At 46.6% G+C, this 23068-nt stretch carries 18 protein-coding genes and 1 pseudogene; 13 read left to right on the forward strand and 6 right to left on the reverse strand.

The features are described 5' to 3' along the window. Positions 1 to 365: 365 nt before the first annotated feature. The 10 genes from purC (at position 366) to QUB24_RS26570 (ending at position 11099) form a co-directional block, all read left to right on the forward strand. A complete protein-coding gene (purC, locus tag QUB24_RS26525) occupies positions 366 to 1094 on the forward strand; it encodes a phosphoribosylaminoimidazolesuccinocarboxamide synthase (RefSeq protein WP_333156602.1) in 729 nt (242 codons plus the stop codon). 185 nt (positions 1095 to 1279) lie between these two features. Further along, a complete protein-coding gene (locus tag QUB24_RS26530) occupies positions 1280 to 3679 on the forward strand; it encodes a BamA/TamA family outer membrane protein (RefSeq protein ID WP_333156603.1) in 2400 nt (799 codons plus the stop codon). Between the two features lie 280 nt (positions 3680 to 3959). Further along, positions 3960 to 4814: a UDP-3-O-acyl-N-acetylglucosamine deacetylase gene (gene lpxC / locus QUB24_RS26535; RefSeq protein ID WP_333156604.1), complete on the forward strand. Its 855-nt coding sequence runs from the start codon at positions 3960 to 3962 to the stop codon at positions 4812 to 4814. Positions 4815 to 4899: 85 nt separating this feature from the next. Next, positions 4900 to 5421 (forward strand): 3-hydroxyacyl-ACP dehydratase FabZ, encoded by a 522-nt coding sequence (gene fabZ / locus QUB24_RS26540; protein WP_333156605.1) that lies wholly within the window; start codon positions 4900 to 4902, stop codon positions 5419 to 5421. A gap of 153 nt (positions 5422 to 5574) precedes the next feature. Beyond that, a complete protein-coding gene (gene lpxA / locus QUB24_RS26545) occupies positions 5575 to 6369 on the forward strand; it encodes an acyl-ACP--UDP-N-acetylglucosamine O-acyltransferase (protein WP_333156606.1) in 795 nt (264 codons plus the stop codon). A gap of 41 nt (positions 6370 to 6410) precedes the next feature. Further along, on the forward strand, positions 6411 to 7013 hold the full coding sequence (locus QUB24_RS26550; protein ID WP_333156607.1) for a Uma2 family endonuclease: 603 nt from the start codon (positions 6411 to 6413) through the stop codon (positions 7011 to 7013). 9 nt (positions 7014 to 7022) lie between these two features. Continuing rightward, positions 7023 to 8195: a lipid-A-disaccharide synthase gene (gene lpxB / locus QUB24_RS26555; RefSeq protein WP_333156608.1), complete on the forward strand. Its 1173-nt coding sequence runs from the start codon at positions 7023 to 7025 to the stop codon at positions 8193 to 8195. Between the two features lie 136 nt (positions 8196 to 8331). Continuing rightward, positions 8332 to 9612 (forward strand): DNA cytosine methyltransferase, encoded by a 1281-nt coding sequence (locus tag QUB24_RS26560; RefSeq protein ID WP_333156609.1) that lies wholly within the window; start codon positions 8332 to 8334, stop codon positions 9610 to 9612. 534 nt (positions 9613 to 10146) lie between these two features. After that, positions 10147 to 10491 (forward strand): BON domain-containing protein, encoded by a 345-nt coding sequence (locus QUB24_RS26565; protein WP_333156610.1) that lies wholly within the window; start codon positions 10147 to 10149, stop codon positions 10489 to 10491. Between the two features lie 242 nt (positions 10492 to 10733). Further along, positions 10734 to 11099 (forward strand): DUF4278 domain-containing protein, encoded by a 366-nt coding sequence (locus QUB24_RS26570; protein WP_333156611.1) that lies wholly within the window; start codon positions 10734 to 10736, stop codon positions 11097 to 11099. 121 nt (positions 11100 to 11220) lie between these two features. Here the strand turns inward: QUB24_RS26570 and QUB24_RS26575 are convergent, their stop codons facing one another. Then, entirely contained in the window at positions 11221 to 12402 is a 1182-nt protein-coding gene (locus QUB24_RS26575; RefSeq protein WP_333156612.1) for an RtcB family protein, read from the reverse strand. 410 nt (positions 12403 to 12812) lie between these two features. Between QUB24_RS26575 and QUB24_RS26580 the strand changes: the two are divergent. Then, a pseudogene (locus tag QUB24_RS26580) lies at positions 12813 to 13959 on the forward strand (IS4 family transposase). Between the two features lie 497 nt (positions 13960 to 14456). On the opposite strand, the gene QUB24_RS26585 reads toward QUB24_RS26580, so the two are convergent. The 3 genes from QUB24_RS26585 to QUB24_RS26595 all read right to left on the reverse strand — a co-directional run bounded on the left by QUB24_RS26585 (position 14457) and on the right by QUB24_RS26595 (position 20332). Beyond that, positions 14457 to 15584, reverse strand: coding sequence for a hypothetical protein (locus tag QUB24_RS26585; RefSeq protein WP_333156613.1), 1128 nt, complete (start codon positions 15582 to 15584; stop codon positions 14457 to 14459). A gap of 462 nt (positions 15585 to 16046) precedes the next feature. After that, positions 16047 to 19271 (reverse strand): efflux RND transporter permease subunit, encoded by a 3225-nt coding sequence (locus QUB24_RS26590; RefSeq protein ID WP_333156614.1) that lies wholly within the window; start codon positions 19269 to 19271, stop codon positions 16047 to 16049. A gap of 458 nt (positions 19272 to 19729) precedes the next feature. Next, entirely contained in the window at positions 19730 to 20332 is a 603-nt protein-coding gene (locus QUB24_RS26595; protein WP_333156615.1) for a thioredoxin family protein, read from the reverse strand. Between the two features lie 178 nt (positions 20333 to 20510). Here QUB24_RS26595 and QUB24_RS26600 point away from each other — a divergent pair, with 178 nt between their 5' ends. Together QUB24_RS26600 and QUB24_RS26605 are read left to right on the forward strand one after the other, a co-directional pair. Then, complete coding sequence (locus tag QUB24_RS26600; protein WP_190741019.1) at positions 20511 to 20915, forward strand: NIL domain-containing protein; 405 nt, start codon at positions 20511 to 20513, stop codon at positions 20913 to 20915. 65 nt (positions 20916 to 20980) lie between these two features. Further along, positions 20981 to 21424, forward strand: a complete 444-nt coding sequence (locus QUB24_RS26605; protein WP_333156616.1) for a hypothetical protein — start codon at positions 20981 to 20983, stop codon at positions 21422 to 21424. 100 nt (positions 21425 to 21524) lie between these two features. Here the strand turns inward: QUB24_RS26605 and QUB24_RS26610 are convergent, their stop codons facing one another. Beyond that, the gene (locus QUB24_RS26610) at positions 21525 to 21656 is read right to left on the reverse strand and encodes a hypothetical protein (protein ID WP_333156617.1); all 132 of its coding nucleotides are present in this window, start codon (positions 21654 to 21656) and stop codon (positions 21525 to 21527) included. A 718-nt stretch (positions 21657 to 22374) separates the two neighbouring features. Further along, complete coding sequence (locus QUB24_RS26615; protein WP_333156618.1) at positions 22375 to 22926, reverse strand: shikimate kinase; 552 nt, start codon at positions 22924 to 22926, stop codon at positions 22375 to 22377. Positions 22927 to 23068: the final 142 nt, after the last annotated feature.

A 23068-nucleotide genomic window follows, 5' to 3' on the forward strand; every position in this document is an offset into this window, starting at 1 on the left:
CCCGTCTCGTTGGCGAGGTTGAGTCAGCACGGATCGCGAACCCAGCAGGTTTAATATCTATTGTCCTTTGTCAAGAATCATTTATGCCGGGGCCGATGACGGTATCTACCTAGAGGTGTACTCGCCCCTCATTCGATTTTAGATTTTAGATTTTAGATTTTGGAGGCGACCCCACGGATAAATGCGGGGGCTTGAGGATTTTAGATTTTAGATTTTGGATTGATTCCACGGATAAATCTGGGGGCTTGTACCCTCAAGAAATTCTTGGTCAGAGAATGAGGGGCGCAGCCGAGATCCAAAAACTCGCCAATAACACCCGATCGAGCTACGGTAAAATCTAAAACTCATCTACATTATTAATCGCCATGTCAGCCGATCGCAAACTCTACGAAGGCAAAGCCAAAATCCTCTACTCCACCGAAGACAGCGAAATTTTGCTGACCCACTTCAAAGACGACGCCACAGCCTTTAACGCCCAGAAACGCGGCAGCATCGTCGGCAAAGGCGAAATCAACTGCGCCGTATCCGCCCACCTGTTTCGGATGCTACAAGCCAAAGGCATTCCCACCCACTTCATCGACACGCCGGCCCCCAACCAAATGCGAGTCTGTCGCGTCCAAATCTTGCCCTTGGAAGTCGTAGTCAGAAACATTGCCGCCGGCAGTCTTTGCAAGCAAACCGGACTCGCCCTCGGCACAATAGTCAATCCGCCGCTGGTGGAGTTTTATTACAAAAACGACGATTTGGGAGACCCGCTGCTGACCCGCGACAGGCTGCTGCTAATGCAGCTAGCCACCCCCGAACAAGTAGACCAACTAGAAATCGCCGCCCGCGAAATTAACGAAATACTCAAAGAATTCTTCACCGAGTGCGGCATCACCCTGGTAGACTTCAAACTAGAATTCGGTATCGACCAACATCAAAATCTGATCCTCGCCGACGAAATCAGTCCTGACACCTGCCGCCTCTGGGACAACGCAGAAGCAGACCCCGACGCCCGTGTTATGGACAAAGACCGATTCCGCCGCGACTTAGGATCGGTAGAAACCGCTTACCAGCAAGTTCTCCAACGGGTTCTCGCTCAGAAAGTCTAGAGGCCTTGGTAATGCGCTAGAATTGCACAGTTTGTCACCCTTCTGTTTTCGATGTCAGCAATCAGCGGTCAACAGTCATCAATTAGCGGTCAGCGCGAAATTCCACCGACTTATATAACTAATGACTAATGACTAATGAATAATGACTAATGTGGTGTGTGGATTGCCCAAAAAAGTGAACAAAAATGCGTTTATCTGCTGTATTGGTGGCAGTTTTTACTGCCTCAGCAACATTCGGGTTATCAAATTCTGCTTCCGGCCAAACATCCTACTCTGAATCAGCAGAGGAAGCTTTGGCTGCCGCCCGGCCCGCCCCGTCGATCGAATTACCCGATCGCCCCATTCCAGAATTAACCCAAAACCCTCCTCAAAACCGCAAAGCCGCTAAAACCAGCAAAGGGGAAGCCCTAACAATAGCGGAAGCCCCGGCCAGAGGAGCACCTGACAGCGAACCCCCAAGGCTAGTGACAGAGCCGCCCTCCGCGGTTTCACCTCCGAGCCTTGAACTCAAACCGCAGCTAGCATCCAACCCCTCCCCCGCCTCTAGCAGCCAAAACGCCCTGCACGGGCGATCGCAACAGGACAGCTCGCTCCCCCCATCGGAAGCGCCTGTAACGCCCGCCTGGATCGCAGCAGAGCTAGGGAAACCAGAGGAATCAGGGGCGATCGCTCAAAACGCCCAAGTTACCCCCAGACAGGCCCCGACCAGACCGGCCCCGACCAGACCGCCCACCGACACCGTTCCCCCATTGCCCCCTGGCCGGGCACCGCAGCCCAGACAAACCCCTGCACCCGCAGGGGCGGCAGAACCGCAAGTGCTAGTTGCAGAAGTTACAGTCACCGGGGCAACGGAAGACTTGGAAAGCGAAATTTACCGAGTCATCAGTACCCAACCGGGACGCACGACCAACCGCAGCCAACTGCAACAAGACATCAACGCCATTTTTGCCACGGGCTTTTTTAGAAACGTGCGGGCAGTACCGGAAGACACCCCGTTGGGCGTCCGGGTGACTTTTATTGTGCAGCCAAATCCGGTATTGCGGGGAGTGACAATCACCGGCCAGCAAGTCCTGCCCCAAAGCGTAATTGACGAAAGCTTCCGCGATCAATACGGCAAAATTCTCAACCTCCGCCGCTTTGAAGAGGGAGTGAAAAAAATTAATGCGTGGTATCAAGAGAACGGCTATGTTTTGGGCCAAATCACTGATGCCCCGCAAGTAGCAGACGACGGCACTGTCACGCTGGTAGTGGCAGAAGGCCAGATCGAATCCGTTGATGTCCGCTTCCTGAACAAGGAGGGAGAGGCAACAGATGCCACCGGTCAGCCGATCGGAGGCAACACCCGTCAGTTTGTCATCACCCGCGAAGTAGAACTCAAGCCCGGAGACATCTTTAACCGCACCAAGGCGGAAAGAGATTTGAGACGGGTGTTTGGTTTGGGAATTTTTGAAGACGTGCGACTTGCCTTGGAACCGGGAACGACTGACCCCCGCAAAGCAAGGGTAATTGTCAACGTCATTGAGAAAAATACTGGTTCTCTGGCGGCTGGTGCGGGTTTGAGTTCCGCGACGGGTTTGTTCGGTACGCTGAGTTACCAGCAGCAAAACTTGAGAGGTAGGAACCAGAAATTGGGGGCTGAAGTACAAATCGGGGAACGCCAAAATCTGTTTGACTTGAGTTTTACAGATCCCTGGATTGCGGGCGATCCTTACCGGACTTCTTATACGATTAATGCGTTTAGAAGACGATCAATCAGCGTGATTTTTGACGGCGGCGAACGGGAAGTCAGATTACCCAACGAGGATCGACCCCGCATCAATCGCACCGGGGCCGGCATCAATTTCACCCGTCCTCTGTCGCGCAATCCTTTTGCCGATCCTGAGTGGACTGCTTCAGTCGGTTTGCAGTACCAGCGAGTCTCAATTACCGATCGCAAAGGCCGTCGCGAGTCCGAGGACGAACTCGGCAACCAGTTGAGTTTTAGCGATTCGGGTTCGGATGACTTGACAACTTTGCAAGCAGGTGTTGTGCGCGATCGACGCAACGACCCCCTCCGCCCCACTAGCGGTTCCCTGCTCAGGTTTGGGATGGAACAATCGATTCCTGTAGGTTCCGGCAGCATCCTCTTAAACCGCCTGCGGGCAAGCTACAGCTTGTACCTACCAGTCAAGTACACTAACTTTACCGCCGGCCCTCAAACCCTGGCATTCAGTTTTAGGGGCGGCACCGTATTCGGAGATTTGCCTCCATACGAAGCCTTTGCCTTGGGCGGCGCCAACTCGGTGCGCGGATACGACGAAGGCGACCTCGGAGCCGGTCGCAGCTTCCTAGAAGCCAGCGTGGAGTACCGTTTCCCGATTATTTCGTTTATCGGCGGAGCACTATTCTTGGATGCTGGCACTGACTTGGGCACAGGCAAAGATGTCCCAGGCGACCCTGCCGGTATCCGCAAAAAGCCCGGTAGCGGTTACGGTTACGGCCTCGGCGTGCGGGTTCAATCTCCTTTAGGGCCGATCCGGATCGATTACGGTATCAACGACACTGGGGACAATCAAATTCACTTTGGAATTGGTGAGCGATTCTAAGTTGGCAGTTGGCAGTTGGCAGTTGGCAGTTGGCAGTTGGCAGTTGACAGTTGGCTTGACAATTGACAGTTGGCAGTTGGCAGTTGACAGTTGGCTTGACAATTGACAGTTGACAGTTGGCTTGACAATTGACAGTTGGCAGTTGGCAGTTGGCAGTTGGCAGTTGACAGTTGGCAGTTGGCAGTTGACAGTTGGCTTGACAGTTGACTACTAACTACTGACTACTAACTAATGACTAATGACTAATGACTAATGACTACTAACTAATGACTAATGACTAATGACTATTCACACCCTAAAAGCTGAATTTGAACTGTCGGGAATCGGTTTGCACAGCGGCGAACCAACCAGCGTCCGAGTCTTGCCGGCGGAGGTTGGGGAAGGCCGCTATTTTGTCAGAGTTGACTTGCCTGGTGCTCCGATAATTCCTGCAAAAATTGAGGCAGTTTGTCAGACTGCACTTTCAACGGAACTGGCAGGTATTGATGCTCAAATTCGCACTGTAGAGCATCTATTAGCCGCTTTGGCGGGGATGGGAGCGGATAATGCTCGAATTGAGGTTGATGGGCCGGAAGTGCCTCTGCTGGACGGTTCGGCTCTGGTTTGGGTAGAGGCGATCGCCCATACCGGCTTAGTTCCTCAAGAATCGAAGCAAGACTCCACTTCCTCCTTCGTCCTAGAACAGCCAGTTTGGGTGCGCCACGGGGATGCTTTTGCAGCGGCTTTACCGTCAGCCGAAACTCGATTTAGTTACGGAATTGATTTTGAGGAACAGGCGATCGGCAATCAATGGTACAGTTGGTCGCCAGAGGCAGAAAGTTTTGCGACGGCGATCGCCCCAGCCCGCACTTTTGGACTTGCTCGCCAAGTTGACCAATTGCGACAAGCAGGTTTGATCAAAGGTGGTACCCTAGAGAACGCCCTAGTTTGCGATCGATCCGGCTGGCTTAACCCGCCTTTGAGATTTGCGAACGAACCAGTGCGCCATAAAATCTTAGACTTAGTAGGCGACCTCAGTCTGCTCGGAACTTGGCCAAAAGCTCACTACTTGGCTTACAAAGCCAGTCACAACCTGCACGTTCAACTCGCCCAAGCCCTGAAATGGGAAGCTCTAGCTACCCTAGATAAAAGTTAGGAAAAAACAGGTGCTCTTCTGTTAAGATTGCATCTGCCTTCTGCCTTCTGCCTTCTGCAATACCACACTCAAAAGTCTTCAAGCAATGTCTACGCTGACTGAAGTTAACACCCTCAATACTGCTAATTCTGAATCCGTCCCCACCCAAAACGGTGAAGATTCTCCAGTGGTTAAATCTACTTTTACTCTCGAAGAAATTCAGAAATTATTGCCTCATCGCTATCCTTTTGCACTGGTTGACAAGATTGTTGATTACGTGCCGTCCGAGAAGGCTGTAGGAATTAAAAATGTGACTTTTAACGAACCGCATTTTCAAGGGCATTTCCCCGGACGGCCGATTATGCCTGGAGTATTAATTGTCGAAGCGATGGCTCAAGTTGGCGGTATTGTTCTGGCTCAGTTGCCAGAGATCAAGCAAGGATTGTGGATGTTTACCGGCATTGATCAAGTCAAGTTCCGTCGTCAGGTTGTACCGGGCGATCAGTTGCTGATGACTGTAGAATTGCTGTGGGTAAAACGCCGCCGCTTCGCAAAAATGCAGGCTGTGGCTGAAGTAGACGGACAAAAAGTTTGTGAAGGAGAATTGACGTTTTCGATGGTAGATTAAGTTGGTGATTGGCCAAACAGGGCATTGGCCAAACAGGGCATTGGCCAAACAGGGCATTGCAACAGCCAACAGCCAACAGTTAACAGACAACAGACAACAGCCAACAGACAACAGACAACAGACAACTGACAACAGCCAACTGACAACTGAAAAATGCTTACTTTGATTCACCCAACTGCTGTGATTCATCCCGGTGCTGAACTTCACCCGACTGTAGAAGTGGGAGCTTATGCTGTAATTGGGGAAAGAGTGAAAATCGGGCCGGAGACTAAGATTGGCGCTCATGCAATTATCGACGGGCTAACAGAAATAGGGGCTCGCAATCAAATTTTCCCCGGTGCGGCGATTGGTTTGGAACCTCAAGATTTGAAATACGAGGGTTCTCCGACTAGGGTGAAAATTGGCGACAACAATCTCATTCGGGAATACGTGACAATTAACCGCGCTACTGGAGCCGGGGAAAGCACGACTATTGGCAATCATAATCTATTGATGGCTTATGTTCATGTGGGACACAATTGCGCGATCGCCGATCGAGTAATTATCGCGAATGCTGTAGCCTTAGCCGGACACGTTAAAATCGAGTCTCAAGCCCGATTGAGCGGTGTTTTGGGCGTTCACCAGTTTGTCCAAATCGGCCGCTTGTCTATGGTGGGCGGTTTGAGCAGGATCGATCGAGACGTACCTCCTTATATGCTAGTCGAGGGGAATCCTTCGAGAGTGCGAGCTATCAACAAAATAGGCCTCGAACGCGCCGGTTTTACAGCAGAAGATTTGCTAGTTTTGAAGAAAACTTTTCGTATTCTATACCATTCTGGCTACACTCTCAATCAAGCTTTGGAACAGTTGGATTTGTTGCCAGAAAACCCCCACTTGCAGCACCTGCAGAGATTTGTGCAGCAGTCTATAACCAAAGGGCGGCGCGGTTTGATTCCTGGCAAAAAGTAAATGAGGTAGAATAAACCTAGGAACTAAGCGACTGTTGCCCTATGAATGTATACACTTCAGTCAAATCTACATCCCGTGAAACAGAACAAGATGGCTGCATCAGGTTCTCAGATGTTAGTTGGGAGCAATTTGAAGCGATAGAAGCAGCTTTTAAAGATGTCAGAGGTGTGAAATTTTTCTATCTCGATAAAATACTGCAAATTATGACTGTCTCGCCCGAACACGAAATAATCAAGAAAACTCTCTGTATGCTGCTAGAGGCATATATGAGAGCAAATGGGATTAGATTTTACGGCAAGGGCAGCCCGACTCTAGGTAACAGAGAATTAGGCGGTAGAAAAGAGCCGGATGATTCCTATGATATAGGAACCCAAAAAATAGTCCCAGATATTGCTATTGAAGTGGTAATTACCAGTGGCGGGATAAATACTCTAGAGTTCTACAAAAGATTGGGAGTTCGGGAAGTCTGGTTTTGGCAAAATAGTCAGTTATCTCTCTATTACTTAACAGGTGAAAATTATGAGCAGATTTCCCGGAGTACATTCCTTCCCGCTCTGGACTTAGAATTACTGCTACGCTGTGCTAATATGCCCGATCAATATGATGCTGTTACCGAGTTATTAGCAAACATCTCACCTGTATAAATTCACAATATGAAAATTTTTATCAGCACTGGTGAGGTTTCGGGCGATTTGCAAGGAGCTTTGTTAGTTGCAGCCTTAAAACGTTACGCTGTCGCCGCTGGTTTGGAGTTAGAAATAACCGGATTGGGCGGCCCTCGTATGGCAGAAGCTGGGGCTACTATTTTAGGCGATACTGTGGGCATTGGTTCTATGGGTTTGATAGAATCAGTGCCGTATATTTGGCCAACGATCAAAGTTCAACAAAAAGCTAAACAATATCTCAAAAACTTTCGCCCCGATGCTGTTGTATTGATTGATTATTTGACTCCAAATCTCGGTATTGGCAGCTATATCCGCCGCTGTTTGCCTGATTTGCCGGTGGTTTGGTACATCGCACCTCAAGAATGGGTTTGGTCGATTTCTCCTCGCAATACTGATCTGATTGTCAATATTTGCGACCAACTTTTGGCAATTTTCCCAGAGGAAGCTTGTTATTATCGAGAAAAAGGAGCCGAAGTGAGTTGGGTTGGTCATCCTTTGGTGGATAGAATGCAATCTGCGCCCAGCCGGGAAGTTGCCCGCAAAACTTTGGGAATTGGGCCGGAACAGGTGTCGATCGCCCTAATTCCCGCTTCCAGACACCAAGAACTCAAGTACCTGATGCCGGTTATATTTGAGGCAGCTCAAATTATTCAAGCTAAATTGCCGGAAGTTCATTTTTGGATTCCGCTTGCTAACAACGCTTTTCGCAGCAAAATCGAACAGGCGATCGAGAATTACGGTTTGCGGGCTACTTTGTTAGAAAATCAAACTCTGGAAATCTTGGCTGCTGCCGATCTGGCGATCGCTAAATCTGGTACTGTTAATCTGGAGCTAGCTTTGCTCGACGTTCCGCAAGTTGTCGCCTACCGCGTCAGTCCGATTACGGCGGTTATTGCTCGCCACGTGCTGAAATTTTCGATTCCTTTTATGTCTCCGCCCAATTTGGTGCAAATGAAGCCGATCGTCCCGGAGTTGCTGCAAGACGAGGCGACTGCGGAAAATATAGTGCATCACGCATTGGAATTGCTGCAAAATGCCGATCGACGCCAGCAAACTTTGGCAGGTTATCGGGAAATGCGGGAAAGTCTCGGAGATGTGGGTGTGTGCGATCGGGCTGCTGCAGAAATAATGAAAAATGTCAAATTAAATACAGCTTATTAAAGCATTTTTTGTATTTAAAAGTTATGTATAAACCCGGTTCCTTTGTGGCTGGCTCGTGGACAAACCCACGATTTATTACCAGAAAAGCGGTTGATTTCCTTAATTTCTATTAAAGCAACTTTGTTATTGAAATGTTATGCCAAGCAATCGGAAAAAGCGACCGATCGCTGTTGATTTATTTGCAGGCGCGGGCGGCATGACCCTGGGCTTTGAACAAGCAGGTTTTGATGTACTTGCCTCAGTCGAAATTGACCCTATTCACTGCGCCACACACGAGTTTAATTTCCCGCTGTGTTCTATTCTGTGCAAAGATGTCACACAGCTTACGGGCTCAGAAATTAGGAAAAAATCGGCGATCGGGCGGCGCGAGATAGACGTAGTAATCAGCGGTTCGCCCTGTCAAGGATTCTCCATGATGGGCAAGCGCGATGTGGACGACCCACGAAATTCTCTAATTTTTCACTTTCAGCGCTTAGTTTTGGAGCTAAAACCCAAGTTTTTTGTAATGGAAAATGTGCCGGGGATTGCATCAGGAGAACACAAAGAACTCCTGAATGTTTTAATTAGCTCTTTTCTGAAACGTGGCTATAAAGTACAAGAAAATTATCAAGTTCTCAACGCTGTTAACTATGGAGTGCCGCAAGCTCGCAAACGATTATTTTTGATTGGGTGCAAAGAAGGTTATGAGCTACCAAAATACCCTCAGCAAACTACTATACTGCCGAAAATTAAAATTCCTAAACGCTATAAAAAAATTAATTTACCTGCTGTCCCGACAGTTTGGGATGCGATTGGAGATTTGCCGGATGTGGAAAAGTACAGCGAGTTGCTGCACAGAGATTGGGTAATAGCGGAGTACGGAAAGTGCAGCAGTTATGCGAGTATAATGCGCGGAATTGATAGTTTGGATGATGATTATTCCTACGATCGCGAGTACGATCGACAAATCCTCTCTTGTAGTTTGCGAACTAAACATTCTCAGGAATGTATGGAAAGGTTTCAGGCGGCCAAACACGGCGAAAAAGAGCCGATCAGCCGTTTTTACAAGCTTCACCCTGACGGAGTTTGCAACACTCTCAGGGCGGGAACCGACAGGGCGAGGGGGGCTTATACTTCGCCGAGGCCGATTCACCCGATCGCCCCTCGGTGCATTACAGTCAGAGAAGCTGCGCGACTGCATTCCTATCCTGACTGGTTTAGATTTCACGTCACAAAATGGCACGGTTTTCGCCAAGTCGGAAATTCTGTACCACCGCTATTGGCGAAAGCTGTAGCAGCGCAAATTATTAACGCTTTAGGGGTGACAGCCTTTAAGCCGAGTCTCAAACTGACATGGGGAGATGATTCGTTGCTGAAACTGAATTGGTCAGAAGCAGAACAATATTATCTAATATCAAATCCGTTGGCATCGGAATAGTAAATTCGAGTTCACTGTTCACTGTTGACTGTTGACTGTTGACTGTTGACTGTTCACTGTTGACTGTTCACTGTTGACTGTTCACTGTTGACTGTTCACTGTCAACCGTCAACATCATGTATGAGTGTAACTGGAAATGATATAAAAAGTTAAGAATTAGATTTACAGCGTATATGCAGGACTACCCTCAATTAAGCGCAGGGCAAAGTGCCTGTATCAGCGATCACACTTCGATGACCAGCACAAGATGTCCTGGGTAGTTAAACAAACCGGGAATGTATTCCGGCGCGCTGTGCAGTTTTTTCAAGGTAAAAGTGGGAACTATTTCGACTACTGGCCTGCAATCCAAGGCGTAGCGATCGTCCTATACATAAAATAGCAAAATCAACATCTGGATATCAGAGGAGATTTGAGATTGTGAAAGTCTGCCGGAAAACATTTTGATAAATTTCGCTGAGTTTTGCAACAATTACGAGTCTTTTGGAATTCTAGAGCTATCGTGTAAAAAGTGTATTTTCAGGAGACTCAAATACTATGGGTTGGTTTAAAAGACTGTTCGGACTCGAAAAGCCTGAAGCCCCGGCTGAACCGATGGCACAAGTAGTACAGCAAGCAGCACAAGCGCAATCCATCGCTCCTGCTAAAGTCGGCCCAGACGGAAATTTTGACGAAAGCGGCCTGGCGAAGCGGGTGGCTTTAGCTTTTGACGGCGATCCAGAAGTTGCTGATATCGAGACTGTTTATGTGGCTCAGCTCAGCAGCACGGTTGTTCTCAAAGGTCAAGTTCCCAGTCAGGAAATTCTCGACAAGTTGGTGGCGATCGCCTCGGCTGAAGAAGGTGCCACAAACGTGCAAACCGATCAGGTGACAGTTGGCTAGTTATTCGGAACCGAAGCAGTTTCGCTCCGGGTGCTGCTCGAATTAGTCAAAAACTCGATTAAACCCGCTCCGGCGGGTTTTTTCTTGCCGTCTCCCCCTCAAAATATTAATTTTTGTAAACAAAACGGATTCATCTCAAAAAACAGTATAATTGAATACAGAAACTAAAAAAGTTTTAGCCCATAAAACCAACCGTGACCTGACTGCCCTTTTTATCTCCATAAATATAAGGATCAAAAAATATGAAACTCACTTATCGCGGCGCAAACTACGAGTACGACATTCCGACAGTTGATATGGTCGAAGGCGAAGTCGCGGGCAAATACCGGGGCCAAAACTGGAACTATCGGTATCCGAGACACATTCCCAACCCTAAAAAATACGGCGGCACAAACCATACCAAAAAGCGAGATGCTCACGCTGGCGATGTCGCAGCAGCTCGTGCCTCAGCGGCGGTGGAATATTACCCAACAGTTGTGGAAGTGGCGCAAGTCCACCAGGCGAATATTTGCAATATTCTCGATCGTAGAAAGCAAGCAGCCCAAGCCAAGGGCGACGAAACACTGCTGCGCTTGCTAGAAATTGAGTCGAGACAGATGGTGTGTTAGGGAAAAGCTTCAGAAAACAAAGCGTTTGTCAAGAGGGGGGGAAATCGAGTTAAGCTCAATTTCCCCCCTCTTCCTATACAGCAATTTTTAGCTAAGTGAAGTACAAATAAACCAGTTTCTGTCAACCCTTGACACAAACCACCTGCTTCAGAGTCGCCACAACTTCCACCAAATCCGACTGCTGACTCATCACCTCATCAATCGGCTTATAAGCCCCCGGAATTTCATCTAAAAATTGCTCATCTTTCCGGCACTCAACCCCCTCAGTCTGCCGCACCAAATCATCGAGAGTGAATACATTCTTCGCTTGAGATCGAGACATCAATCGCCCCGCACCGTGACTGCAACTACAGTAACTTTCAGCATTTCCCTTCCCTTTAACAATAAAAGATTTCGCCCCCATCGAACCCGGAATAATCCCGTAATCCTGTACATCCGCGCGTACAGCACCCTTGCGAGTAACATACACATCTTCGCCAAAATGCACCTCTTTTTCCGCGTAATTGTGGTGGCAATTCACCTCTAATAATGGCTTAACAGATTTGCCACCCGCGACGTGCTTTTCCACAATTCGCTTAAACCGATTCATCATTACATCGCGATTAAAACGAGCATAATCTTGCGCCCACTGCAAATCGTGCCAGTAAGCGGCAAACTCCCGCGTACCCGCTACAAAATAAGCCAAATCTTTGTCAGCCAGATTAATTTCTGCCAGTTTAGCTAAATCTTTAGCAGTCTCGATATGCTGCTGTGCGAGCAAATTTCCAATGCCGCGAGAACCGGAATGCAGCATCAGCCAAACAAAGTTTTCAGTATCAACGCAAACCTCAATAAAATGATTGCCGCCGCCGAGGGAACCCATTTGTTTTAAGGCTTTATTGTTTTGATGCTGCACACCTTGATGAAGTTCCTTAAACTCACCCCATTTTTGCCAGTTAGTGACAGTTTTTTCTACTTCTTTATTTTCCGCGAATCCCACGGGAATTGCGGCTTCGATATCGAGGCGGATTTGTTTGAGTTTCCCTTCTAATTTGTGAGCATTGAATGGCATTTTAATGGCAGCCATCCCGCAACCAATATCAACTCCGACAGCAGCCGGAATAATCGCTTCTTTTGTGGCAATTACTGAACCGACTAAAGCACCTTTTCCTAAATGTACGTCGGGCATTAGTGCGACGTGTTTGAATACAAAGGGCAAAGATGCTACGTTTGCGGTCATCTTGGTTTCTTTTTCGCCTAGGGCGTGATTTGCCCAAGATAATACTGGTTTTGGGGCTGATATGTCTAATTTTTCGTAGGGCATTTTTATTGAGATTTATTTTGCTTATTCCTGTGTAGTATGTATTGTAGCATAAATGATATATGATGTCAAATTCACCTTACTGGCTGATTTTATTACGGTGCGTCAGCTTAACATCAAATGCAGCACCGATATTGTTTGTGAGTCCGACAGTCCGACAGGGAATGAATTCCCTGTCTCATAGCTAAAGTCCTCTGAAAGAGGACTAAAATTGATCGCACTTCCCGTCAAAATCTACAGTCGGTTTTAACCCAATACGGTTCAGTTAAGGCTCAAACCGTGGTAAATTAGGTATGGTGTCCACAAAAGGAGAGCAAGTTAGCGTGCATCTCAAAGAATTCTCATTAGTATCTCCCAAAATCCCAAGTAAGGAGATATTCAAGGCCATAGAGATAGCAATTCCAGCCAGTGCAATTGAACAAGCTATTGCGAAAACAAATGTTGAAGAAAAACGTCAGCGCGCCCTACCAGCACAACTGGTAGTGTGCCTGGTAATCGCCATGAGTCTGTGGTCTAAAGATTCAATGCGGGATGTCTTAAAAAATTTAATTGATGGTCTTAATGAAGCATGGGTGAAAATTGGTAAATATTGGCGGTTTCCCTGTAAATCGGCAATTACTCAAGCCAGACAAAGATTAGGAGCAGGCGTGATGAGACAGTTGTTTCATTCATTAGTGCGACCAATGGCTACAGTTGAAACAGTAGGAGCTTTTATCAACGAACTCAGGGTCGTAGTGATAGATGGAACCTGCTTAGATATTCCCTCTGGGTGATGAAAATGCCAGGGTTTTTGGTCGTCCGGGTAGCCGTCCGGGTACGAGAGCAGCGTTCCCCAAAGCTAGATTAGTAATTTTAGTAGAGGCAGGAACACATTTAATCTTTGATGCCTTAATGTGTCCATATAAAATGGGAGAAAGAGTAAGAGCGTTAAAATTGTTACGCTCAGTGGCAGAGGGAATGTTATTGATGTGGGATAGAGGTTTACATTCTTACGCGATGGTAGAAGCCACAGTCAGTAAAGGTTGTGAGTATGTAGGGCGAATTCCATCCAACGTTAAATTCTTAAACGAAACACAATTAGATGATGGTTCATATTTGAGTTGGATTTATCCATCAGGCAAATTAAGAAAAAAAGGATTTCAGCCAATACAAGTAAGAGTAATTGAGTACACAATTGAGCATCCCGAACGCCCAGAAGCACAAATTAGATATCGTTTAATTACGAGCTTATTGGAAGCAGAAAAATTTCCTGCCCAGTTCCTTGCCTGTGAATATCATCAACGTTGGGAAGTTGAGAATACGATTGATGAACTGAAAGTACATTTATTAGGACGAAAAACTCATATTCGTTCTCAAAGACCCAAAGAGGTGGTACAAGAAATTTATGGTTTACTACTAGGACATTGGGCTGTACGGTCATTAATTTTTCAAGCAGCAAGCAGCGCAGGCGTTTCACCCTTGCGTCTTTCTTTTACTGGAACACTACGAGTTATTCGTCGCGCTCTGCCCAAATTTCAGCGGTTACAACCACAGGAACTTCCCTTTTTTTCAATTGGTTAACTTTGGAGATTCTCGATCAAGTTCTACCTGAAAGGGTGAGCGAGAAACAACCCCAGAGTCGTGAAAAAACCTGTCTCAAAATTTCGGTCTAAACAAGTTAAACACAGAGGTACTGGAATCATAAGGAATCCTCCTGTATTTATTGTTTTAAGCACTGCATAGCCTTAACTGAACCGTATTGGGTTTTAACCGACACTCCGACAGGGAATGAATTCCCTGTCTCATAGCGAAAGTCCTCTGAAAGAGGACTAAAATCCCTCGCACTTCCCGTCAAAATCTACAGTTGGTTTTAACTGACCGTCCGACAGGGAATGAATTCCCTGTCTCATAGCAAAAGTCCTCTAAAAGAGGACTAAAATCGATCGCACTTCCCGTCAAAATCTACAGTCGGTTTTAACCGACTTTCGCTATGAGGCAGGGGTTTCAACCCCTGTCGGATTGTGGGAAAGCGAGTGAAAAGCTAACACGGCACAAGAAGCGTTTTGTATTAAAAATCCTTAAGAAATGCCTAAAGATTGAATGAATAATTTACTGTACGGTGCGGATTCTTGTACCTTCGCCAGCGAACCAAACAACTCTTTTCCCCCGAAGATAACTAATGTCTTCTGTTGAGAGTCAGGTTTTTGAGTCAGCACTTGTGAATGAACGGACAGAATGCTATCAGAATCAAAACGATAGAAACAGTGCAAGTCGCTACAAAGCTCTTCTTTAACATCCTTGAGAGTGGGGTAAAGTTCTTTACACGGACGCGGTTCGTGACCGATTAAAATCAGTTCATCCGATATCTCCATATTGTGGAGATTGATGATGTACATTCTCCCATTACCTGTGTTAATTAAAACGCGATCGTCCGATAAGTAGCACATAGAGTAATCAAAACCATCATCCGAATCAGGCCAAGGCCATTGGCATTGACCGAGGAGATTGCAGTCAGGAAAACTCAACCGACTGAGTTCTCTATTAGAATCATCGAGTACCAAAAATTCGCTACCTGCGGGGTGAAATACTGGAGGAGTTGTGTCCGCCAAACACGCAACCTCTACAGCATGAATCTTGATACCATCATCATAAAGCCAATAGACTTGCTGTCCGTCCTGACCGGCAGCAGCCCAAATAGCTAAAATTTGATTTTCCGGGTGCGGGTGAAACGAGAAGGAACTCCATCCAAAAGGGTCTTTGAGCAGAAGTTTTCGCTGGATTTGCCATGAATTGGTATCGCGAATTTGAATCTCGACTTCTTGAGCTTCAATTACTTTCATGCACCAAAAACGCACGCCGTCTGCATCAAACCAGCAGTCCAGAAATTTATTCTCGTTATCCAAATAATGCTTAACAGGAGGGTTAGGTAGTTGTTCTTCAAAAACTAGCTGGTTGTCTGCTGTTACAATTGCTAAGTGATTGCCATTTGCCATAATTGCTGCCAGCAAATCGCCTTTGGGACTGATGGCTAAACAGCTAATTTCGTCGGGAAGCTGGTATTCGTATTTTGGCGACAAGTTGCGATCGACTAAAGTGACTTTTTTGCGATCGCCACTGACAATCGTCGCCCACTCGGAATTAATGGGTTGATTTATATATGAGAACGACCAGTCAATTTGTATTTCATGTTTTGGTAAAATCAGCATAAAGATATTTCAGCATAAATAAGCTCTATTTTAACTGAAATCTTGCAGCATTTATCGTAGGCTGCGTCAGTCTGGAATTTCTTTGGGGAGTCAGAGACTGTTTACTGACGCACCTTACCGACTAATTATCGGCGCGTCAACTTAACATCAAATGCAGTACCAGTATTGTTGGTAAATCCGACAGTCCGACAGGGAATGAATTCCCTGTCTCATAGCGAAAGTCCTCTGAAAGAGGACTGAAATAGATCGTATTTTTCCTCAAAATCTACAGTCGGTTTTAACCGACAGTCCGACAGGGAATGAATTCCCAGTCTCATAGCAAAAGTCCTCTCAAAGAGGACTAAAATCCCTCGCACTTCCCGTCAAAATCTACAGTCGGTTTTAACCGACTTTCGCTATGAGGCAGGGAATTCATTCCCTGTCGGATTGTGGGAAAAGCGCGTATTTGCTGGCACTAAATTATTACAAATTCGGAGTCTTTCTCGCCGTTTTCTGCACGGGAATAGCCACCGCCTGCGGCTTCTTCTTCGCTGCAAACATCCCAAAGAAGTCGTGTAGCAAAATATAGAAACACGGAATAATAAACAGCGTCAGCAAAGTTGCCAGCGACAAACCGGAAAACACCACCACACCCAAAGGTTGCAGAAACTCCGAACCCTCTCCAATTCCCAAAGCTAGGGGAAACAAACCCAAAACTGTAGTAATAGTTGTCATCAAAATCGGTCGCAAGCGCTGAGGTGCCGCCCTGAGAATTGCTGTTGTGCGATCGACTCCTTCCTCTTCCCGAATTTGGTTCGCCAACTCCACCATAATAATACCGTTATTCACGATAATTCCCACGAGCAAAATTGCACCGATCATCACCGTCGCCCCGATCGCAGTTTTGGTCACATAAAGCCCGAATACTCCCGCCGCCAACGCCAGTGGCACTGTCAGCAAAATCACCAGCGGGTCAACCAAAGAATTGTACTGCACCGCCATCGCTACAAACACTAAAAAAGTCGCCAACCCTCCCAAAAGCTTGAGAGAAGTTTGCAATTGCTGATTAGTTTCAGCAGCGGAACTCGGCACAATTCTTACTCCTCGCGGCAACTTCAGTTCTGATAAAACTGCATCGACTTGCTGGACAGCATCGCCGAGACTTGCACCCTTATTCAAGTTTCCGACAACTAAGAAAACTTGGCGCTGATTGAGACGCTGAATTTCTGCGGGCGCTTTGCCGATCGTAATATTTGCCACATCGCTTAAACGGATGATACTGTTATTGCCAGATAACGGAATTTGTCCGAGTTGAGCAATAGATTTTACAGAAGTGCGATCGAACTGCACCCGCACATCTATTAATCGGTTTCCCCGCTGCAACTGAGTAGGAACAGCACCTTCAATTGCTGTTTGAATTGTCTCCCCAATATCTTGGGCTGTCAGCCCGTACACAGCGGCCCTTTCCCAGTCTGGACGAATTTGTACCTCTGACTGCGGCGGGTCCGCCTCCGGCCGAAACCGGGCTAATTTTACCTTCTCATCTAATGCTTTTAATATCTGACGGCCTGCTTCCTGCAATGATTCTTCAGTGTCCCCCTGAACCACGACATCAATTTCGCCACCCCGCACGGGAGAATTAGTTAAAACTAAACCCCTAATCGATTCTGGAACTAGCCGCAGACGAGTTCCTTTAGGAAGGTCAATTTTTTTCAATTCCTCAGTCATTCTTTCTGTAAAATCGGTGGTATTGGTACCTGATTTGAGCGTAATTGTGCTGCTTCCCCGGAGCAAATTTTCAACCGTATTGTTGCCGAACAGCAGCCCTCCCGCTGTCGTTAAAGTGTAGTCTGTTTCTGGCTGTTCAAGCAGAATCTTATCGACAGCAGCAATAACTTTTTGATTGGTTTCTAAGTTAGTACCCGGAGGAAATGAAGCAAATAATCTGGCTTGACTTGTATTAACTCTCGGCAAAATTTCTTGGGGAATTTGTCCTAGCATCACCCATGTGCCGCCGCCTAAAATGACAAAAGCCACGACAATTATAATTAACCGCAAACCCAGGACTTTTGACAGCATTGAACCGTAAGCCCGCGTACCGTTTTCAAAGCCGCGGTTGAAATGTTTTATCGGCCCGAACTTACTAATACCGCTGGAATAAGACATTCCCATCAAGCGAGAAGTCAGCATCGGCACTACCGTTAAAGCTACTAGCAGAGACGCTGCTACTGCAAAGCTAATTGTCAAAATTAATTCGTTAAATAGCAGCGAAAAGAAGCCACCGATCAGCAAAAATGGCAGCACTGATACTAAGTTAGCCGCTGTGGAGGCAACCATTGCTGATTCTACTTCTTCACTCCGCAACACTGACTCTTCTATCGTGCGTTCTTTTCGATCTTTGATTCTGCCTTTTTTCAGATGAGGGTTGCTGTCTAGACCGACTACAATATTTTCTAAAATAACTACGCTGGTGTCGATCGCCTGACCGATTCCTAACGCTAAACCGCCTAAACTAAATAAATTCAGCGACATACCGAACAGCCGCATTAAAATAATGGCTGCTAGAGTACACAGGGGAATAGTCAGAGAAATAATCAGGGTTTGTCTGAGGGAACCTAAAAAGAACAAAACTGCGATCGCAGCCAACACTGCCCCTGAAACCCCCGCATTCGCCACATCGGCTAAGGAATTGCGGATAAATCTGGATTCGTCTAAGGTAGTAACTACAGTCATGTCCGCCGAAATTAAGCCGGACTCCTGCATTTCTTTGATGCGATTTTTCACTCCGTCTACAACAGTAATGGTGTTGGCGTCCGGCTGTTTCAAAATGCTAATTTTAACGGCAGGTTTTTGATTGAGAAAAACTTTTACTCGCTGTTCTTCCGTGCCGTCATTGACTTGGGCAAAATCGCGCAGGTAAACTCGTTTTGGCGGGTTGGAACCGGATACTTGAAAGGAAAGATTGGCGATTTCAGAAGCTGTTTTAAAGCGACCGATTGTGCGCGTCAGCGGTTCGTTAGATTCTTGCCGCAGCCGGCCGCCGGAAGTGTCTAAATTGCGATCGCGCAAAGCATTAAAAACGTCGTTAAGATTAACTCCTAAACTTTGCAGCCGATTCAGGTCAATATTAACTTGAATTTCTTCTTGAACGCCGCCGGAAACGTCAACGGAAGCTACTCCGGGAATAACGTTAATTTCCCTGGCTAATTCTTCATCGGCAAATACCCGCAAATCTACCCCTTGGCGTGAGTCTGAAGTCAGGGCAAATTCGTAAACCGGCTGTTGAGAAGGGTCAAATTTAAACAGATTTGGCGATTCAACTGTATCGGGAAGTCGGTTGCGAATGCGGTTGACGGAGGCTGTCGCGTCGTTGAGGGCTTGGTCGATATTGCCGCCCGGTCTGAAGAATAAATCGACGCTGACTTGTCCTTCCCGCGTGCGGGAGAAAACTTGCGTGACTCCTTCTGTTGCTGAAAGTCCTTGTTCGAGGGGGCGGGTAATTTCGTCAACTGCGACTTCTGGGGAGACTCCGGGGGCGTCTAAGCGCACGCTGATGCGGGGATAGGTGATGGAGGGCAGCAAGTCAACGGGCAGTTGGGTTATGTAGAAAATGCCCACGACTATAATGGCTAGTGTCAGCATGAGGGTGCCGATGTGGCGGCGAATCGCGGTCGCACTAATACTGAATCCGGTTTTGTCGGGAGTCATTCGATTTTAGATTAAAGATTAAAGATTAAAGAATTGAAAAGTTTACCCCGTCAGTCAGCCTGCAAAGGAATGAATCGCGGGGCTGGCGACTAAATTGTTTTCGGTCAGGCTTTATTGTGTATCGGGAGTGAGAGAATATTTACGCTCCGCACCTGACAAGTAGTATAATAAATTTTAATAAATTGTGAAAAATGTTTTTTTGAATATTCCTTTAGAGGTAGTCGATCGCCCAAAACGCAGATTGCCAGAAATTCCGAAGGGCTTTTGAATCTCTCTAAGTTATCGCAATCAGGAACAGGCAAGATGCCTGTTCCACAACAAATAAACTTTCTTGTGGAACAGGCATCTTGCCTGTTCCTAAAGTCTTCTTCCCTTTTCCCTCTTCCTTCTTCCTTCTTCCTGACATCCGTTACATCCGTTACATCCGTCGAGCGAATCCGTTGCCGAACTTCCTGCTTTTACTGTACTTGAGAGCCGTGGGCGCGGGGGTCGGAGCTACTTGTTTTCACAGGCCCTGTGGGGGGAGTAAAATTAGAAACTTGACCGCCAGCTTGGGCGTGTGGCAGAGGTTTTCCTGCAATTAAAGCTTCTAAGTTAGCTTCCATAATACTGCGCGGCATTTCGCCCATCGTTTCCGCAACGGCGCTGCCTTTATCGTTCAAATAGACAAAATGCGGGATGCCATCTACTCGATATTTTGTGATTTCTGGCAGCCATTTGTCATTGTCTACATTCAGCATCACAAAATTCATCGGTTCGGCGTATTTCTGTTTGATTTCGCTCAGATCTTTAGCCATTGCCTGACAGCTACCGCACCAATTAGCATAAAATTCCATGAGTGTCGGTTTGCCATTTACTAAAGCTGTTTCTAATGGCGTTGAAGCTTTTGCCATGTCGGTGAGACTGCTTGACGGCGTTTGGGTTTGCAGCCCAAAGAAGATGGATATTGAAAGGACGATCGCTGCTAACACGATCAATAAGTTTCTGAGGCGGGTGGCGACTTTTGTTTCGGGATTTTTGGCGACGGGGGCGACAGTTGACTTGGGGGAATTCTGGGTCATAAAATAAATTGCGCTTTGATTTCTATGTTTTTATTTTAAATAATAGATTCAGATTATAGCACATTTTGAGATAATCAGATCCATCTCATAAAAATTTGTGCTAAAGGCAGTAATTAGACCAAGTGCGCTAAAACATAAGATAACAAAGATTGTTTGTAAATTACCGAGGACTTGCAGGGTGAAAAAACGGGTAACACTAACGTTTCCCCAACGATCGATCCAAATGCCTGTCACCTATCGACTGGCAAAGGATTTTAATGTTGCAGCCAACATTATCCGCGCTCAGGTGGCTCCGAACCAAGTGGGCAAACTGGTGCTAGAGTTATCAGGGGACATCGACCAACTAGAAGCGGCGATCGACTGGATGCGATCGCAAAATATCGGCGTTTCCCTAGCCAGTCGGGAAATACTCATAGACGAAGATATCTGCGTTGACTGCGGTTTGTGTACGGGAGTTTGCCCGACAGAAGCCTTGACCCTTGACCCAGAAAGCTTTAAACTAAGTTTTGCTCGATCGCGGTGTATCGTTTGCGAGCAGTGCATCCCTACCTGTCCGGTGCAAGCTATTTCTACTAACCTCTAGCCCCTGTACAAACTCATCGGGTTCATCATCTTTTTTTTGCCTGGTTCTCCTAATTGTGCCATTGGATGAAAAAAAACTCTTGGGTTTCCCTAACTCTACTTTTTGTTACTTATTTCACTTTTGGCTGGAAATTATCTGAGTTTGATGTTCCCCCGCACCTGACTTGGTTTTTAGCCATAGCTTCAATTTTAGTCTTTGCTGTCGCCTTGTCGTTCCCTCTGAGAGACATAAAAGCCTTAATTTTGCGGTGGTTTTCGAGTGATATCGGTGCTTTTCTTTCTATTATTGTAGGAGCTTTTGTGGCAGTGGTAGTTTTTGCTTGGCTGCACCTTTTTGCTACTTGTTTACTCTTGATTTCAGCCGGAGCTTTGGCAAGACTCGATATTCAAATGTCTGGTTGGAAAAATTGGCGGGCTTTTGCGGTATTAGCTACCATTTCTTTAACAGGTGTGGGGCTGGGTGGAGCGATCGAGTTTTGGTCAAGGACAGGCAGGCTCGTATTCTCTTAATGAGGAACGGGAAATTCATCCAACCAAATTCTATAACTCGCAACGGATATTTAGCCGAAAACTATCAGATCGCCCATCAATAAATACAGCTTATTTTTTTTCAATCCCCCACCCCCGGATTAATTCCCCGTTCCGCGATGTAATCATAGCAGTTTTCCAGCTTGGTGAGGTACAGCATCTCAATTGCCGATTCCCCGTTGCGCGTTACTAATTCCCCATTACTAATTACCAATTACCAATTACCGGGGAACCTGGAGTAGAACTGAAAACCCCTAGGGCAGTATTTAACTGTAGCGACTTTTGCTCAAAATGTTATTGCCAAGATCCCGGAAGTCCCGCAGCCAAAAACTTATCCCAATAAAAAAGCAGCTTTTGGGAGCTGCTAGTCAGAATGCATGAGGTATTGTTTTCAGAATAGGACCGGTTGAATTCGATCGGTGCTGGGTTACATTTTTTGATACGGGAGAGTTGATTAGGGAATGGACGATCGTAAAATCGTCACATAGCAGGGTAGCATTGATGCTAAATTTCCCGACAATCAAGTTAGCGTTTAACTGTCCTTGCGCCCTACAGCCCTTCAGCGGTGGGGCCCTTTTATTTTTAGGGAGAACTCAATAGCAGACTTTAACGAATCAGATGAGTCTGGCATTAGTTCTTGTATAAAATCTCCGCATCACCACATCCTCATACTGATAAAAGTTACGCATCATATCAAGTCAAACCCGGTGGATTGCAAAATATGGGGTGGTTAAACGGACACACTCAGACAAATATCAGTATTTTCACCCAAGTCATACCATTTTAGATTTTAGATTTTAGATTTTAGATTTTGGGAATGAGTGATGAAGCTTGTGGTTTGGAGCTTGCGTATAGTTGCATTATTTTTTTGAACTGGTATCAAAAGTCCTCAGAAACCTGTTATTTTCTTAGAAACTCGGTTTCTGAATGTATCAATTGAGCTCGGGCCCGGTTTCTGGTTTGATAACTTTTTGGATTTCCTCGATCGCCCTAGTTGCCACTGCTTCAGGCCTTTCGCCCACACCAGCATAGACTCGGACATCTGCTTGAGTGTAGAAACGCTCTCGGTCTTTCAAAAGGCTTTGCAGCTTTGATTTGATCTCGCCCTCCTGCAGTAGGGGTCGAGCGGTGTCCGAACGCAGTCGATCGTACAATTGATCTACAGGCACATCCAGCCAAACTACTACACCGTAGTGCAAGTAACCCCAATTCATCGGTCGGGCCACAATGCCGCCGCCCGTAGCCACGACCGAATTTTGATACGCAGACAACTCACCGAGGACTTTAGTTTCTAGTTCCCGAAAAGCCTCTTCCCCTTCTCGATCGAAAATCTCAGCAATTGACTGATTAGCAACTCGAACAATTAGTTCATCAGTATCAAAAAAACGGTATTTTAATTTTCTTGCCAAAATCCGCCCCACCGTTGTTTTTCCCGCACCCATCATCCCGACAAGATAGATATTTACTCCCCTCAACCCATCCACTGCCAAATCCTCCGATATTTTTCTATTTTTTCAGGTTAATTGATCTGCCACTGGGGCCATCATCGGATTGAGTCGAGGGGGGATATTATTCCCCGCCCCTCTCAGTTAGATCTGGGCGTGCGACTTTCATCGCACCCAGCTC

Origin of the sequence: Microcoleus sp. B9-D4, assembly GCF_036705105.1 — a bacterium.
Classification (GTDB): Bacteria; Cyanobacteriota; Cyanobacteriia; order Cyanobacteriales; family Microcoleaceae; genus Microcoleus.